Consider the following 15,854-nt stretch of genomic DNA (forward strand, 5'->3'; position numbering starts at 1 on the left):
CTCGTCAACGAAAAAATACGTAGTTTCTCCATATCGTACATGGAAATCCTTGAATTGTCAAAGGTTCTTCACCCAACATACTGCCCATCTTTATGGGAATTTATTCGGTCCATAAGCAGTCTGGGTTTCTTTGATTACTTTTACTTATCAAATTGGATTAATAACTAGTATTATCGCTTCCACCTTCCAGGGAGTAAACTAATGACAAACCTAATAATCAGAAAGCAGGTGGCGAAATGTCTGAGGAAATGAAAAAGAGGATACAATCTACCTTTTCCAAAAACAAGGAATCCTATGTCAGCAGTACTACCCACAATAACCAGAAAGATTTAGATTTAATTACAGCGTGGCTGAAGCCTGAACCGGTTTGGAAGGGGCTCGATCTGGCAACTGGCGGAGGGCATGTAGCCCGGGAAATGAGCCGATGGATGGAGCATGTTGTGGCAAGCGACCTCACCAAAGAGATGCTGCAAAACACAGCCCGGCACCTGGATGATATAAAAAACCTTTCCTATATTGTTGCGGATGTATCCAGCCTCCCTTTTCTTGATGAAAGCTTTGATGTAGTCTGCTGCCGAATTGCTCCTCATCACTTTACAGAACCAGAGAAATTTATAGAAGAAGCTTATCGGGTACTAAAACCCAGGGGATTATTTATGATGATCGACAACACGGCCCCTGAGGATGACGATCTTGACCTTTTCTACAACACGTTCGAACAAATGCGTGATTCGAGCCATTACCGGGCTTGGAAAGTGTCAGAATGGAAAGCGATGATTCAGCCTGCAGGATTTCAGCTAAAAAATGAAATTAAACGCAAAAAAAAGCTGCCTTTCCGCGATTGGCTGGAACGCACACTCCATGAGAAAACCAGCCAACAGCTTGTGGAAGAATATTTTCTACAAGCGGGCACTGAAGCTTCTTCCTATTTCTCATTCATCCTTAAAGAAGGTCGAATGGATTCATTTTCTATTGATGAATGGATGGTTCTCTACCAAAAGAAAGACACTCACTGAACTTAGTGGGTGTCTTTCTTTGTTCTGCCGATCGAAATTACCTCTTTTTGTATATAAATAGATATTAAGGAAATAAATGATTGATAGTTATAGGAGGTTGAATATTTCATGGATATCGTTGTTATGGCCAGGGTATTGTTTGGTTCTTCCTTAGGCTTTCATATTATATATGCCACAATCGGGGTGGGACTGCCAGTGATGATTATCATCGCTGAAGTTCTGCATTATATAAAAAAAGATTCCGATTACGCACTGATGGCGAGAAGGTGGACGAAGGGGTTTGCCATCATACTTGCGGTTTCAATTGCTTCCGGGACGATTGTCGGTGTTCTTATATCATTGCTTTTCCCTAATTTCATGGAAATTGTCGGACAAGTCATTGCATTGCCTTTCCAGATGGAAATATTTGCATTCTTAATAGAGGCTGTTTTTATGTCGATCTACTTATATGCAGCAGACCGGCTGCCGCCTGTTTTAAGATTTATCAGTATTATTTCGGTTGCGCTCGGGGCTACGGCTTCGGCGATTTTAATAACAGATGTACATGCATGGATGAATACACCAGCAGGGTTTACCATCACCCCTGACGGAAGCGTTACGGATGTAGATACATGGGCTGCTTTCTTTAATCCAAGCTTTGGTGTGACAGCCATCCATGTAACTTTATCTGCTTATATGACAGTTGCTTTTATCATTGCTTCCATTGCTGCTATCCGTTTAATGAGAAGAGGTCTCTCAAGCAAAGAACGCAACTATCATAAAAAAGCTCTGACTATTGCCTTGTACTTCGGGGCCATCATGTCCCTGGCTACTGCGATAAATGGACACGAAACGGCTCAAATGCTACATGAATATAACCCGCGTAAACTGGCTGCCGCTGAAGGTTTATTCGAAACCACACGCTATGCTCCTTTGTCCATTGGAGGCTATACATCGCTTGAAGACCAGCGCGTAAAATACGCCGTGGAGATTCCTTATGCCCTGAGTTTTTTGGCCGGTGACCGCTTGGATACTGAAGTTCTCGGTCTGAATGAATTTCCAGAGGAGCTGTGGCCTCCTCTTTATGTACACGTGTTATTTAACGTCATGGTCGGTATTGGCTCGCTGTTAATTGTCGTCGCTTTTTTTGCTTTATTTTGGAAACATGTACTTAAAAAAGAGTTTCCCGGATGGCTTCTGGCTATTCTCGCGGTCAGTGGACCGCTCGCAATGATTGCTATTGAAACCGGGTGGTGCTTCAGTTGTATTGGAAGACAGCCGTGGACCATAACGGATGTACTTCGAACAGGTGAAGCAGCAACTAAATCAAGCAGCGTGGGATTTTTACTTGGATTATTTTTAACGCTGTATATTACTTTATTATTCATCACTGGTTTTGTCTTGCGATCCTATTTCAAGCGGAACCCTGTAAGCGAAGACCTGGATGCAGCGCATTAAATCCCCGTTACCTATGAAGGAGCTGATTCATTATGGAAGCATCGACGCTCGCCATTACGATATTATGGAGCTTACTCTTTATCTACTCCATCCTTGGATCCCTCGATTTTGGAGCAGGATTCTGGGGAATGATTTACGGTAAAAACGATCAGACAAGTGCTTCACAAATTGCGAACCGCTTTTTGTCGCCTACCTGGGAAGTTACAAATGTCTTTTTAGTCATCTTTGTGGTTTCTGTTGTTACGTTCTTCCCATTTGCCACAACTTTGCTCGGCAGCATTTTGCTTGTACCCGTTGGAATCGGGTTACTTTTGCTGACCATTCGAACTACGTTTATGGTATTTGAACATCACACTCATAAGTACCGGGAACTTATGCGGCTGACCTCAGGATTTACTGGGTTAATTATTCCCGCTCTTCTTGTGAGTATTCTACCAATTACGCTTGGAGGTTTCGTGGATTTTGAAAACGATCTGCCGGTCCTCCATTACGCTGAGCTGCTCACTCACCCTACCTTGTATATGCACATTGCATTCGGTCTTTCCACGGAGCTTTTTATTTCAGCAGTTTTCCTTATGGATTATTCCAAGGAAGCTGATGACTGGTCGGCGTATCAGACATTTCGCAAGCATGCGATCTGGCTCGGCCCCGTGTCCATTGCCATTGCTATGTTAACGATTGGTACGTTCCCGACCGAAGCAAATTGGATCGTAGAGAATATCCAGGATAACTGGCTGTGGTTTGGGTTCTCTGTATTCTTTTTTATCATCGGATATGCTTTATTATTTATCAAAAAACGGGACGGAGTTCGCGGCTGGTCAAGGCTAGCTGTCACGGCGATCATTCTCCAATATGGAATTGCTATCTATGCTTATGGTTCGGCACACCTTCCTTATCTTGTCTATCCGCATCTTACAATTGCAGAGGGATTTACGAATCCATCAACCTTCTATCCCATGCTAATTGTTTACGGGGTTGGATTCGGAATTTTGATCCCGGCCTTTTATCTATTCTGGCGCCTGTTCCTTAAAGATAGACGCTACCTTAAACAACCTTAACCCACGAATAAGAACAGGAAATAAAAGGAACCTCAGGTCATCCAGAATTTGGATGACCTGAGGTTCCTTTTATTTCCTGTTTTTTACATGGTTGAGTATTTGGAGGGAGATAAGCGGTTTATCCTTTCCATTTAAGAGGGAACTAGGTAGAGATGAATAATAGATAAGGAGAGAACTAAATGCAGAAACTCACGGAAGAATACCTGGAGGATGCTATCGAAGACAGCAAACCCTACGCTTCCTCAGGGCATGTAAACATGGACATCCCCAATTTTGACGAAACGATGAAAGACCTGCTTGGCGTTACCATCATAACCAATGAAGGGGAATCTCTATCAGCAGGTCATCATCATCAATATATCCCAATGCAGAGTACATCTAAAATCATCGGGTTAATGCTCGCGCTTCAAGATTTTGGAAAAGATCGTGTTTTCCAGACGGTGGGTATGGAACCGATGGGTGACTTTTTTAATTCCATTAGTCAACTTGAATCTTACGATACCAGCAAACCCTTTAATCCGATGATTAATGCCGGCGCCATTGCTACTGCTGCATTAATCAAAGGGAAAAGTGTAGAAAACCGGTTTAACCGCTATTTTGATTTCCTTAAAAAAATAACAAATAATAACGAATTACAAATGAGTGAGGAAGTGTACCAGGCAGAACGTGCCAATAGCGCTCGCAACCGGTCTCTAGCTTATTTTATGCAAAGTACCGGAACGCTCGTTACTAGTGTAGATGATGCGCTGGAGTTATATTTTCGAATGAACTCAGTCATGATGTGTTCGGAAGATTTTGCCCGCGTAGGCGCATTCCTGGCTAGAGATGGAATGACTTCTGAAAGTAACGAACGATTAATTCCCCCTCACCACCTTCGCACCGTCAAAGCCATTATGATGACTTCCGGCATGTATAACTCCTCCGGTCACTATGCTGTAGAAGCAGGATTTCCATGTAAAAGCGGAGTCTCAGGCAGTATCATAGGAGCTATCCCAGGTCGAATGGGCATAGGGGTCATTGGACCAGCCATTAGTCCCAAAGGCAACAGCACAGCAGGCGGGGCTCTTATAAAAAAACTGTCTCAGGATCTCGAGTTAAATATGTTTGGCATTGAGAATACCTAATTAAGGAGAGATTGTTTTGTCATTCGATTATTCGACCGATTTTAAAAATACAGATTTCCGCAAAAATCCGGACAAATATAGAGTGGGACGAGGAGAGCAAGGGGTCCTGCTTGTCGAACCTTATAAAGGTGAGATCCTGCCTCACTGGCGCTTTAAAACTCCTGAAATAGCCAGGGAATCATCGGATAAAATCTATCAAATGTTCTTAGAATACAAAAAAAATGAGGACTTCGTCGGCATGGACATGGCCCGGAAATTTCTACAGATGGGATATACCCGCTCCCGCCGCTATGCGAATTATAAAGGCGGTAAAAAGTACGATAAAAACGGTGAGATTAATGAACGGGATATTGATGAAGAAAAAGCAAAATCAGCCAAGATTTTCGAAGAAAAGTGGATCCAGGCAAGGGAAGATGAAGAATATCTGAAAAAGAAAAAAGAACACCAAAAATCATACGGTTAATATTGACTTTTCGAGCGGGGAAACATAAGATGTCATTAACCCGACCCACAGGGTCGGAATAATGACGTAAAGGAGAGAAACGAATGAAAACACTCTCCCTTTGGATGAGCCTTTTCTTTATGCTCATTTCTTGGACCTTAGGGTTTTATTTTATCTCCATCTTATATACGCCAACTATTATTATCCCCTTACCTAATAATTTTCTATGGACAAACGAATACAAAGGATTGTTAGGATTAACTACTATCATAACGATTCTTACGGTCCCTTTTATAACTTATTATTTTAGAAAGCGTAAATCCTATGTTCATTCTCGAAAATGGTCTGCAGCATTTATAATTAACCTTACAGCCTGGCTTATCACAATTGCTGCACAATTGAAGATCGTCGCCTATAATCTGGGCATCTGCCATTAATTTTTTTCCACTAAAAAGCCCAAAATGAGAGATTACACAGGAACAAGTTCCTCTCATTTTGGGCTTTTATTTGGGCTAATCTTTCGCATGCTTATAAATAACCGTACTATACACCTGCGCTTTTGCCTTAGGATTTATATGCATAGCTGCACTATTCACAGCCGTCATCGCTTCTGAAAATCCGGAAGCAATTAACATCGTCTTACTTGGATAAATAGCTGCATCCCCTGCCGCAAACATCCCATCAATAGATGTGCACATATCAGTGCCGACCGGGATCCTTCCTTTTTCTGTTTCAAGCCCCCAACTGGCATACAGGCTTTTCTCAATATTTAACCCTTCATAGACTAAAATGTGCTCAACATCCAACTCGGTTCCATCCTGAAGAGTAACCCCAGTAAGTACTTGCCCTTCCCCTTTTAAAGCTTCCACTTGCTGATTCTTGTGAACGTGGACCGTTGACTGTTCGAGAGTTTCTACGTCCTGTTCATATACAGCTTTAAATTCCTCACCGCAGTTAATCAAATGGACTTCCTCTGCTACTTTCTCAAGAGCAAGCGACCAGTCGATTCCGACCCGGCTTTGAGAGATAACGGCAACTTTTTTTCCAGCGTATTGATTCACATTCTGAATGGTATAATGAATGGACCGGCCTTCATACTTAGCACTTCCCTTTACCTGAAGAGGCTCCATTTCAAATGTACCCATGCCTGAAGCCACAATAACCGTTTTTGAGAAATGCTGCTCCCCATCGGCCGTTGTCAGGATAAAAGTTCCATCCTCCTGTTTATCAATCGTTCGAATCTGCTCGCCTGTAATGATGGCAGGCTGGACGCTTAACGCCTGATTTTCTACGTCGGTCACGAGATCTTCTCCTCGCACCCCAAGAAAACCTCCCACATCATAAATCTTTTTTTCAGGGTAGAAGAAAGCTACTTTTCCACCCAGACCCTGATGATATTCAATGACTTTGGTCTTTAAACCGCGCATGCCACTGTAAAATGAAGTATATAAACCTGTTGTTCCTCCACCAATAATAGTTACATCAAACATTTCGTACATAATTGGTCTCCTCTTTTAATGGGTTTTCATCAATAAATATATAAAGTAAGGGGTGCTCACGATGGTCACAACAATACCAACCGGTATTTCGGCGGGAGCGATCAGGTTCTTTCCTACCGTATCCGCCGCAAGGAGAATCAGCGCTCCTATTAAAGCAGTGACTGGAATTAACGACTCATGCTTTGGTCCCATTAATCTTCGAGCCAAGTGAGGGGCTACCAAACCAAGAAAAGCAATGCCGCCTCCCGCAGCTACGCATAAACCGGCAAGCGCAACAGCAAGCGCCAACAAAAGCCTGCGCTCCTTCTCAACAGCCGCCCCCAGGCCTGTAGAAATCTGGTCTCCAAGATTTAAGATATTCAGGACCGAAGCTTTGGACATTGCGTAAACGATCAACAGAATGATCCAGGGAGCCAAAGCGATAACAAAGTCCCAGTTACCGCCCCATATATCCCCTGCGAGCCATACCATAGCCTGAGTGAAATCTTGAGGGTTCATCTTCACTTGAAAAATAATCAAGGCTGCACTAAACCCTGAATTCACACCGATACCAACGAGAATTAAACGAACAGGACTGATCCCCTTTTTCCAGGCTAATAGGTAAATTAAGAAAGCAGCCAGAAAAGCACCTGCCAGGGCAAAAAGGGGCATAGCGTAAATCCCAAGCCCACTTAACTTGGACATCGAGTCCTGGAAAAAGAAAATGTACACAATGATAGCAAAACCGGCTCCTGTATTGATCCCAAGAATTCCCGGGTCCGCGAGGTCATTACGGGATACCCCTTGGAGAATGGATCCTGAAACTCCAAGCCCTGCTCCGATCAGAAGTGCAAGCACCATTCTCGGCAGCCGGATATCAAATAATACCATCTCCTGCTTACTGCTCCCGTTCCCAAGCAGCGTATGAATAACTTCTAATGGAGCGATGTTTACCACGCCCAAATTTAAGCTGAATAAAAATAGTATTAACGTGCTAATTCCTAATATAAAAACAATCCACCCAAAACGTCTCTGCTTTTGGTTCATTCCATTCCCCTCCCTTCTCCTCGAGCAAGGTAAAGGAAAAATGGAACGCCAATACAAGCAGTGATGGCTCCGACCGGGGTTTCAAAAGGAGCATTTACGAGACGTGCCCCAATATCAGCAAGCACGAGAAGCAATCCTCCGAGCACGGCCGATACTGGAATGATCAGCCGATAATCCGTCCCAACTAAAGCCCGGGTCATGTGAGGAATAACTAAACCAATAAATCCAACCGTGCCAGCAACTGAAACTGCTGCTCCGGTTAATAGAAAAACAACTACAACTCCCAGAGACTTTACAACGAAGGTATTTTGCCCAAGTCCTTTGGACACGTCCTCTCCTAAACTCAGGATCGTTACAGCCCTTGATAGGAATATGGCAAGTGTTAAACCCGCCATTCCCACGACTAATAGAATTTTCACAGACAGCCAGTCGGTCGCCGTCAAACCTCCGGCATACCAAAAGCTCATTTGTTTGGCCACCTGAAAATGAAGAGAAATGGCGGAAGATAGAGAACTCAACATCCCCCCAACAGCCACACCCGCGAGGGCAAGTTTTACAGGGGTCAACCCGCCTTTCGAAAAAGACCCTACACCGAATACAATAAGTACAGCGAGACCCGCGCCTGCGAAGGCTGAAATCGTCATCCCAAGATTTGTCATAGCCGGAAAAAAGACAAGCGCAATAATAAGAGCAAAAGCAGCCCCGTGGGTGACACCCATAATTGATGGAGAAGCTAGCGGGTTTCTAGTTAACCCTTGCATGACAGCACCTGAAACAGCAAGAAAGCTGCCCACCAGAGCAGCGGCAAATGCCCGTGGCAAACGCAATTCACGTATGACCTGATGATTTGTAACACCCGGATCAAAAGCAAATATGGAATCCCATACCGTCTTTAATTGTACATCTGTTACCCCTAAAGAAACGGACAAACCAAGAGACAAAATTAATCCAGCAATAGCTAGAACAAAAACAAGCCCTGCCTGGAAGAACTTTGAGGTTAATCCTTCTATATCTTTTTTATTATTTTTAGTCTGTTCAACCTCTTTGCCCACAGCAGTAAACCCTCTCTATCTCTAGCTATCAGTTTATGTATCTATAATAATTAAAATTGAGAATCATTATCATTATATCGATTATATTCTAGTAGTTCAAGTCAGGTGCGGCAGGTGATAGCTTGACATTTCCAATGAAAATGATTATCATTTTCGAAGCGAATATAATTTTCTTAGGAGGAAAGTCATGCTTAAACAAAAGTACTTTTTGTTCTTCACCCTATTGATCATCCTTACCTTGGTAACGGCATGTAATAATAATGAGGACACTACTTCTTCTGAAGACAATTCTTCAGACCAAAGCCAAAGTGAAACAGCCAACGAAGAGCGCACTCTGAATCACGAGATGGGAGAAGTAACCATCCCTTCCAACCCTGAACGCATTCTCGCTCCTTACTTAGAAGATCCTTTAGTAGCACTTGGTGAACAACCTGTGGCCCAGTGGTCCATTGGCGACACTGTCCTTGACTATCTGCAGCCTCAATTAGAAGGTGTCCCAAAAATAGCGTGGGATCTTCCATTAGAACAAACCATTAACCAAAATCCTGGTTTAATCATATTCAGCGGTCCATCCGCCCTGCAAAATGGTACGTATGAAGAGTACAGTGATATTGCTCCCACTTACGTATTTAGCGAAGAAGCGAGTTCCGACTGGCGCAAACAATTAACCCAAATGGGTGAAATTCTAGGCAAACAAAAAGAAGCTGAACAGGCACTCTCTGATTTTGACCAGAAAGCACAGGAAGCTAAGGCAAGTCTGAAAGAGTCCATTGGTGATGAGTCCGTTGCATTTGTATGGGCTTCAGGTGAGCAATTCTACGTTTTTGAAAACACTCGTTATGGTGCAGAAATTTTATATAACGACCTTGGAGTTACGCAGCCTGAGTTTATTAAAAACCTGCCGGAAGCCGAAGCGCAGTGGAACCCAATTGCACTAGAAAAACTAGGTCAAATGGATGCTGACCATGTCTTTTTAATTGCACAAGAGGGAGAAGCCGGTTTGGAAATTCTTAATGATAGTTCCGTATGGCAAAGCACCCCCGCCGTTAAAAATGATCAAGTCTATCAAATGAACGAACCTAGTCATTGGACCATTGATGGCGTGATCGCCCACGGGATGACTATTGATAAAGTTACAGAAACGCTAACTCAATAGATGATGAAAGAAGTGTAAACTTTAACGTTTACACTTTTTTTGGCTCTAATAAAGTTTTTAATATTCATACTGAGGTTATTCCACTAACGGGCCGTATAGTCGAAGACTCGAACTCGAGATATATTGGGTCCGTTATGATATGAGGAGAGGGCCGGTGGGGAAATGACTCGTCTTGTTTCATCACCCAGACACTCGAGACATAAGCCGTTCATCAACGGCTGGAAAAACCACCATCCTTTTGGTGCTCGGCTTATGCTGTTCGTGTCTATCGGGGTGATTCCACATTTGAACACTTTCCTATGGCCCTAAACGACGTAGGGTCGATCGATGTTGCCACAGGACGTGGCGATCTTAGTCGATCCTCCTTTTACCATGAGCTTCCTCGGGCTACGCCCTGTGGGATCTCGCCTACTCCCTTCTCACATTCTTAAACTCAGGATAGATGGAGTCATAAGCCAATGCCTAAACGATATGTGGTGCTATCCAGCTCCAGCACCTAGCGTCTAGTGAGACTTCCCTCACTTCTGTACGATAAGGCAACATCGAATCGCTCCGCTCTTCGTGTTTTCTTTATCTCCGCCAGCTCAGTCTAGTTTCGGTGCCTAGCCTCTCGAGGTCTTAAGTCCAACCATGATAGGAAGAAGGGCACTTCCTTTCATGGTCGTTCTTAAGCTTGTCGAGGCTGAGCAAGGCACCTCCACATTTGAACGTCCAGTCCATATGACGCTGACCAAGGTGCTTCCGCTTTCAAACTGTGAGTCTCGCCATTTCCCCATCAACCCAGCCATATCTCATGAACGGACTCTTTTATATGAGAATGGAGCTGACAGTATCAGCCATAAATGCTTTTATAGCAAGTTTCAAATACCTGTACTTGCTAGAAATCTAGCCGTGCTTAAGGTTTATCTTTCCTTATAAAGCTAGGCCAACCGCAGAGGATTGAATAATTTCAACTTTCGCAAGGTTCGAGGGGTTAAGCGTGCCTTCACTATCTGGTGATAGGTAAAAAACCACTTTTTTTGATAAGCCTCCGTTGATTCCACGATGAGCGGTCGGTGGTGACGCCTGCGGGAACAACGCGAGCCGAAGATCCACTTGGTCAAGTGGTCTTCTTGACCAAGTTAGCTGAGGCCGTGCCCGCGGCAAACATCCACCGACAAGCGATTCGTGAGAATCAACACCAATCGTTAACAGCTCTTTCAGATGGAAAAGGGGTTAAAGCGAAATCGTCCCCCGCAGGACTTAATTCTCTCAAAAGTCTCGAAACTGAGTCTTCCAGTAACGGGAACATATCTTAAAGATTAACATAGTGATTTACAGAACCTTTTTACTACGTTCTGTACTCTCGATTTTAGTTTTTTACTCTGAGTGAATAAGCCCGTCTGTGCCTAGGGTTGAACCGTGATTATATCAAATCCTTACATCTATTCAATTGTATAAATAAGGTATCCAACCGTGACTTTAGACCCTTTTTACAATAGAGGACAGAATAAATAAGCTACTAAAGCAGGAGGTTCGTTGCAGAAGTCGAACAATATCATAATATGACGAATATGGAGGTTATAAAATGGCTGAAGAACAAACCAGATATTCTCGCCTTGCGCAAATTACCAAGCTTATTAATACAAAGCTTGATTTGCATGATGTTTTAGAGCACGTCGTAACAGCCATATCCGAAGAAATCACCCGCTGTGATTCCGTTGGGATTTACCTGCCACAAGAAGATGGCACCTATAGAGGCTACGTCGGAAAACCGGCTCTTATAAATGGAATGTCTCTTGATATGCACATTGTAGATCCAGAATACGATCAGCTGGCAAAAGAAGTCATTGAAACGAAGAAAACCATTTATATACCTGATACCTCAAAAGACAATCGACCGGATTCTCGTGCGGTTAATGCTTTCAAAATTAAGTCCTTACTTGTAGCCCCCATTTTCTATGAGAATGAGCTCTATGGATTAGTTTTTTTATTTGACTATGGAATTCCCATGGATTTGACCGATGATGAAATAGAGTCCATCAAAGCTTATGTAAATATGGCTGCCGTGGCTATTCGAAATGCCACTAATTTAACCCGTAAAGAAGATTTGATTGAAGAGAAACAGCTATTACTGGATGTGACCCGTGAACTGTCTCTTTGTTCTTCTCTTCAAGAAGCGATTGACAAATGTTTTTACTACTTAAGTAAAGTATTAAAAAACAATAACATTGGCGCCCATTTTCTTGACCCTGCAGCTGAGCTTCAGATGAAACCAGCCAGCCTGAGTAAAAGCAGTGACTGGACAGAAGATGATTGGAAGAACACCCATCGGCAGCTTAAAGTCAATTTCAAAAAAGATGCTGTTTTCCGCGAAGTCGTAGATAAGAAACACTCCATCATGATTCCCGACGTCACCACCGATCCCAGACCAAATCACGAGGCATGCAGGAGGTTTGGTATCCAAGGATTATACATGATCCCCCTGGTAGCTGTAGGAGAAGTGCTTGGGACCATAGCGATTGTAAATTTACAGGAAAAAGGCTATACATATCCGCGCTATGTCCGCCAGCTGGCTGAATCTATAGTGGATGCCACAGCGCCTGTTCTTTTTAATCTCATTTATATGGAAAAACAAGAATGGATTATTAATAAACGCACCTCTGAATTAACGCAAAAGAATAAAGAACTTGAAGAAGCCATAACAGACTTGAAAAAAACCAGTAATGAGAAAGAGCTTATATTAAATTCAGCTGGAGAAGGGATTTTTGGCCTTGATTTAGACGGAAAAATCACCTTTGCCAACCCTTCTGCAATTGAACTTCTCGGTTATCCCCATGAAGATGGAATCATGGGACTTTCTTACAAGAAAATATTCTATCAAGTCAACCAAGCCAACCATTTCAGTGAATTTGTGGAGTTGGATAATGCTGTTGAAAACAACGGCCATTCTGATAGTTATTTTCAAAAGAAAAATGGTTCTTATTTTCCTGTCGAATATGTTATTACACCTCAAAGACAAGATGAACAGATTGTAGGTTATGTTATTACATTTAAAGATGTAACCTCACGAAAACAAATGGAAGAGAAGATAAAATATCATGCCTATTACGATGTAGTGACCAATATACCCAACCGTGTGTTATTCCAGGACAGGTTGAACCAGGCTCTGACTTACGCAGAGCTCCACAACCGTTCATTAGCCATTCTGTTCCTGGACTTAGACCGATTTAAAAAGATTAATGATACCTTCGGCCATGGATTTGGAGACACGGTGCTTCAGAAAGCTGCACAGCGCCTGAAAGATGCTATGCCTAAAGATGCCACCGTTTCAAGACAAGGTGGAGACGAATTCATCATCCTCCTTCCAAGTGTGAAGGAAGAGCAAGATGCAGTCATTTGCGCGAACCAGATCCTCCAAGCCTTCGAGCAGCTATTCACAATAAACAACCAGGAAATAGCCATTAAAACCAGTATCGGCATAAGTCTTTACCCATCTGACGGTTCAAGTTCCGAAGAGCTCATTAAGCATGCGTACCTCGCTATGTATAAAGCCAAAGAGCTATCAGGAAACCAGTTCCAGTTCTATTCTTCAGACATTGATAATCGCTCTTTAGAAATTATAAAACTGGAGAATGATCTTTACAAAGCCTTAAACGAAGAAAACTCTTTCACGTTACATTATCAACCTAAAATTAATCTAGAAACCAAAGAAATGATTGGCATGGAAGCGCTGATTCGCTGGAATCATCCCGACTTAGGACTCGTACCACCACATACCTTTATCTCTCTCGCTGAAGAAACAGGGTTAATCACGAGACTCGGAGAATGGGTGATAAAAGAAGCTTGTAAGCAGATGATGCAATGGTACGCAGAGGGTTACAGAGAATGGACAGTTTCTGTCAATTTATCTCCTCAGCAATTCAACCAGAACACTCTTGCGGACGTTGTACAGCGTGCCCTTAATGAGACTCGTCTACCAGCAGAGAACTTGGAATTGGAATTGACAGAAAATCTTATCATACACAATACTTGCCAGACCACCACCACTATTAAACAACTGAAGAACCTGGGGGTTAAAATTTCAATTGATGATTTCGGCACAGGTTATTCTTCTCTGGGTTACTTGAAAAACTTTCCTGTAGATACCCTTAAAATCGATAAATCCTTCATCGATGACATTACAACTAACAAAAATAATGCAGCGATTACCGATACCATAATTACTTTAGCGAACAGTCTTAAACTAAACGTAATTGCTGAAGGCGTTGAGACACAGGACCAAATCGATTTCCTTAAAAGCCGTGGGTGCCATTTAATCCAAGGATTTTATTTCAGCCGTCCTCTGCCACCCGATCAATTGATTGAAGAATTTGTAAACAAACATTCTGCAAAGGGGTTAAAAAAATGAAATCCGTTCGAGCTGTACTGGATTACCTAGTCTCAGGAAATGTATCCAAAATCTTTGGAATTCCAGCTGGTTCTGTTAATGCTTTTTTTGACGAACTTTATGATACACCTACCATCACACCTATTATTGCTAAACACGAAGGCGCTGCCGCTTATATGGCCGCTTCTTATGCTAAATATTCTCAATCTCTCGGAGTGTGTATCGGAAGCAGCGGTCCCGGGAGTACTAATTTAGTTACGGGCGCTGCAAATGCTATGCGGGAACACTTACCTGTGTTGTTTCTAACGGGTGCCGTACCCGTAAACACAGTAGGGCTTAATGCTTCCCAGGAGCTTCAAGCGGATCCGCTTTATCAATCTGTCACTAAATACAGTAAGCGGGTGGACAAGGCTGAAGACCTTCTCCATGAAATTCATAAAGCCGTAGAAATTGCGCTCACGGGAGTACCAGGTCCCGTTCATATTGCAATGCCGATCGATGTACAGCTGCATGATATTCCGGTACCACGGATTCCAGCTTTTCCATCTCGTACACCATTACTGCCGGATGACCAATTAATCCAAGAAACAGTTGATAAAATGACTGAATTCAAAAGCGGTTACATACTTGTCGGTCAAGGAATCCGGGGAGCGGTTAATGATGTGCTTGAATTAGCTGAAACTCTTCACTGGCCGATTGTTACTACCCCGCAGGCCAAGGGATTAATTCCCGATGATCATCCACTGCTGGTTGGAGTGTTTGGATTTGCAGGTCATCAAAAAGCATCCCAGCTTATTAATGATGACACAAAGGAAGCGGTTCTTATTTTAGGGTCCAGTCTTGGAGAAACCGCCACTAACAATTGGAACCCTCATATTAATAAAGATAAATGGACCATACAGGTAGATTTCGATGCTTCTGTATTCAACCGAAAATATATCGTTGATACAGCAATTCACGGTGAGGTTCACTTAACTGTTTCTTCCATGATTACGGAATTAAATGCACGGGGGATGAAAAAAAATTCATATCCTATTGAAGAAAGAACTATGGTTCCTTTGACGGAAGAGTATAACACTTCCAATGTCCTGCTTAAGTTACAGTCCGTTTTACCCTCTTCGTCGAGATATACAATCGATATAGGAGAATTTATGGCCTACGTCATTAACCATATGAACGTATTTAATGAAGACTCCTTTGATATAAATGTGCACTTTGGGGCTATGGGGAGTGGAATTGGCAGTGCTATTGGCGCCAAGCTTGCTGAGCCGGAACGTTCTACGATTAGTATCACAGGAGATGGCTGCTTTTTTATGCATGGAATGGAGATCCTTACGGCAAAAGAATACGATATTCCTGTCCTGTTTGTAGTCATGAACAATTCCCGTCTCGGAATGGTCCATCATGGACACTCCCTTCAATATAAACGAGCCCATGAACGATTTTCCCAAGATCCGGTAGATATTTCTCAAATGGCCGCTTCCTTAGGTGTTCCTTGCGCTCGGATAGACAATTTAGAAGAACTTACTGAAGAAAAGATTCAAAACTTGCTTCAAACCACAGGACCCGCCTTACTAGAAGTATCCCTGGTAGACGATACAGTCCCGCCAATGGGAGACCGAGTCAAATTCCTTTCATCATTTGGAAAATAATGTGTCTAAACTAGCAATATCCA

General features: G+C 42.9%; 14 protein-coding genes and 1 other annotated feature (1 of these 15 running past the window's edge). Of the genes, 11 read left to right on the forward strand and 3 right to left on the reverse strand.

The window, feature by feature from the left end:
• Window positions 1-17 (reverse strand) — a binding site (T-box leader); it reaches 212 nt to the left of the window's first position.
• A gap of 219 nt (window positions 18-236) precedes the next feature.
• The 6 genes from ACTWPM_RS12475 to ACTWPM_RS12500 all read left to right on the forward strand — a co-directional run bounded on the left by ACTWPM_RS12475 (window position 237) and on the right by ACTWPM_RS12500 (window position 5,514).
• On the forward strand, window positions 237-1,016 hold the full coding sequence (locus tag ACTWPM_RS12475; protein WP_443133367.1) for a class I SAM-dependent methyltransferase: 780 nt from the start codon (window positions 237-239) through the stop codon (window positions 1,014-1,016).
• Window positions 1,017-1,124: 108 nt separating this feature from the next.
• The gene (locus ACTWPM_RS12480) at window positions 1,125-2,453 is read left to right on the forward strand and encodes a cytochrome ubiquinol oxidase subunit I (RefSeq protein WP_443133368.1); all 1,329 of its coding nucleotides are present in this window, start codon (window positions 1,125-1,127) and stop codon (window positions 2,451-2,453) included.
• 32 nt (window positions 2,454-2,485) lie between these two features.
• Complete coding sequence (locus tag ACTWPM_RS12485) at window positions 2,486-3,511, forward strand: cytochrome d ubiquinol oxidase subunit II (RefSeq protein WP_443133369.1); 1,026 nt, start codon at window positions 2,486-2,488, stop codon at window positions 3,509-3,511.
• 179 nt (window positions 3,512-3,690) lie between these two features.
• Entirely contained in the window at window positions 3,691-4,635 is a 945-nt protein-coding gene (gene glsA, locus ACTWPM_RS12490) for a glutaminase A (protein ID WP_443133370.1), read from the forward strand.
• Window positions 4,636-4,651: 16 nt separating this feature from the next.
• Window positions 4,652-5,098 carry a DUF4385 domain-containing protein gene (locus tag ACTWPM_RS12495; RefSeq protein ID WP_443133371.1) on the forward strand — a complete coding sequence of 149 codons (447 nt, stop codon included), beginning with the start codon at window positions 4,652-4,654 and terminating at the stop codon, window positions 5,096-5,098.
• A gap of 83 nt (window positions 5,099-5,181) precedes the next feature.
• Window positions 5,182-5,514, forward strand: a complete 333-nt coding sequence (locus tag ACTWPM_RS12500) for a hypothetical protein (protein WP_443133372.1) — start codon at window positions 5,182-5,184, stop codon at window positions 5,512-5,514.
• A 75-nt stretch (window positions 5,515-5,589) separates the two neighbouring features.
• Here ACTWPM_RS12500 and ACTWPM_RS12505 read toward each other — a convergent pair whose 3' ends face one another.
• From ACTWPM_RS12505 to ACTWPM_RS12515, 3 genes are read right to left on the reverse strand one after another with little or no spacing between them, the layout of a single operon-like run.
• A complete protein-coding gene (locus ACTWPM_RS12505) occupies window positions 5,590-6,576 on the reverse strand; it encodes an NAD(P)/FAD-dependent oxidoreductase (RefSeq protein ID WP_443133373.1) in 987 nt (328 codons plus the stop codon).
• A 15-nt stretch (window positions 6,577-6,591) separates the two neighbouring features.
• Window positions 6,592-7,602 (reverse strand): FecCD family ABC transporter permease, encoded by a 1,011-nt coding sequence (locus ACTWPM_RS12510; RefSeq protein ID WP_443133374.1) that lies wholly within the window; start codon window positions 7,600-7,602, stop codon window positions 6,592-6,594.
• The gene (locus tag ACTWPM_RS12515) at window positions 7,599-8,654 is read right to left on the reverse strand and encodes a FecCD family ABC transporter permease (RefSeq protein WP_443133375.1); all 1,056 of its coding nucleotides are present in this window, start codon (window positions 8,652-8,654) and stop codon (window positions 7,599-7,601) included. Before ACTWPM_RS12515 ends, ACTWPM_RS12510 begins: the two co-directional genes overlap by 4 nt.
• Before the next feature lie 187 nt (window positions 8,655-8,841).
• Between ACTWPM_RS12515 and ACTWPM_RS12520 the strand changes: the two genes are divergently transcribed.
• The 5 genes from ACTWPM_RS12520 to ACTWPM_RS12540 all read left to right on the forward strand — a co-directional run bounded on the left by ACTWPM_RS12520 (window position 8,842) and on the right by ACTWPM_RS12540 (window position 15,831).
• A complete protein-coding gene (locus ACTWPM_RS12520; RefSeq protein ID WP_443133376.1) occupies window positions 8,842-9,810 on the forward strand; it encodes an iron-hydroxamate ABC transporter substrate-binding protein in 969 nt (322 codons plus the stop codon).
• Between the two features lie 657 nt (window positions 9,811-10,467).
• Window positions 10,468-10,728, forward strand: a complete 261-nt coding sequence (locus tag ACTWPM_RS12525; RefSeq protein ID WP_443133377.1) for a hypothetical protein — start codon at window positions 10,468-10,470, stop codon at window positions 10,726-10,728.
• Between the two features lie 137 nt (window positions 10,729-10,865).
• On the forward strand, window positions 10,866-11,108 hold the full coding sequence (locus tag ACTWPM_RS12530) for a hypothetical protein (protein ID WP_443133378.1): 243 nt from the start codon (window positions 10,866-10,868) through the stop codon (window positions 11,106-11,108).
• Window positions 11,109-11,377: 269 nt separating this feature from the next.
• Complete coding sequence (locus tag ACTWPM_RS12535; RefSeq protein WP_443133379.1) at window positions 11,378-14,200, forward strand: EAL domain-containing protein; 2,823 nt, start codon at window positions 11,378-11,380, stop codon at window positions 14,198-14,200.
• Window positions 14,197-15,831, forward strand: a complete 1,635-nt coding sequence (locus ACTWPM_RS12540) for a thiamine pyrophosphate-binding protein (protein WP_443133380.1) — start codon at window positions 14,197-14,199, stop codon at window positions 15,829-15,831. The genes ACTWPM_RS12535 and ACTWPM_RS12540 overlap by 4 nt, the downstream gene beginning before the upstream one ends.
• The last annotated feature ends 23 nt before the right edge of the window (window positions 15,832-15,854 follow it).

This window comes from Halobacillus sp. K22, from assembly GCF_052246795.1.
GTDB lineage: Bacteria > Bacillota > Bacilli > Bacillales > Halobacillaceae > Halobacillus.

What these genes read in the sequence shown, in the direction of transcription:
- ACTWPM_RS12475 (WP_443133367.1), top strand. Translation starts at nt 237, where the DNA reads ATGTCTGAGGAAATGAAAAAGAGGATACAATCTACCTTTTCCAAAAAC.
- ACTWPM_RS12480 (WP_443133368.1), top strand. Translation starts at nt 1,125, where the DNA reads ATGGATATCGTTGTTATGGCCAGGGTATTGTTTGGTTCTTCCTTAGGC.
- ACTWPM_RS12485 (WP_443133369.1), top strand. Translation starts at nt 2,486, where the DNA reads ATGGAAGCATCGACGCTCGCCATTACGATATTATGGAGCTTACTCTTT.
- glsA (WP_443133370.1), top strand. Translation starts at nt 3,691, where the DNA reads ATGCAGAAACTCACGGAAGAATACCTGGAGGATGCTATCGAAGACAGC.
- ACTWPM_RS12500 (WP_443133372.1), top strand. Translation starts at nt 5,182, where the DNA reads ATGAAAACACTCTCCCTTTGGATGAGCCTTTTCTTTATGCTCATTTCT.
- ACTWPM_RS12505 (WP_443133373.1), bottom strand. Translation starts at nt 6,576, where the DNA reads ATGTACGAAATGTTTGATGTAACTATTATTGGTGGAGGAACAACAGGT.
- ACTWPM_RS12510 (WP_443133374.1), bottom strand. Translation starts at nt 7,602, where the DNA reads ATGAACCAAAAGCAGAGACGTTTTGGGTGGATTGTTTTTATATTAGGA.
- ACTWPM_RS12520 (WP_443133376.1), top strand. Translation starts at nt 8,842, where the DNA reads ATGCTTAAACAAAAGTACTTTTTGTTCTTCACCCTATTGATCATCCTT.
- ACTWPM_RS12525 (WP_443133377.1), top strand. Translation starts at nt 10,468, where the DNA reads ATGGTCGTTCTTAAGCTTGTCGAGGCTGAGCAAGGCACCTCCACATTT.
- ACTWPM_RS12535 (WP_443133379.1), top strand. Translation starts at nt 11,378, where the DNA reads ATGGCTGAAGAACAAACCAGATATTCTCGCCTTGCGCAAATTACCAAG.
- ACTWPM_RS12540 (WP_443133380.1), top strand. Translation starts at nt 14,197, where the DNA reads ATGAAATCCGTTCGAGCTGTACTGGATTACCTAGTCTCAGGAAATGTA.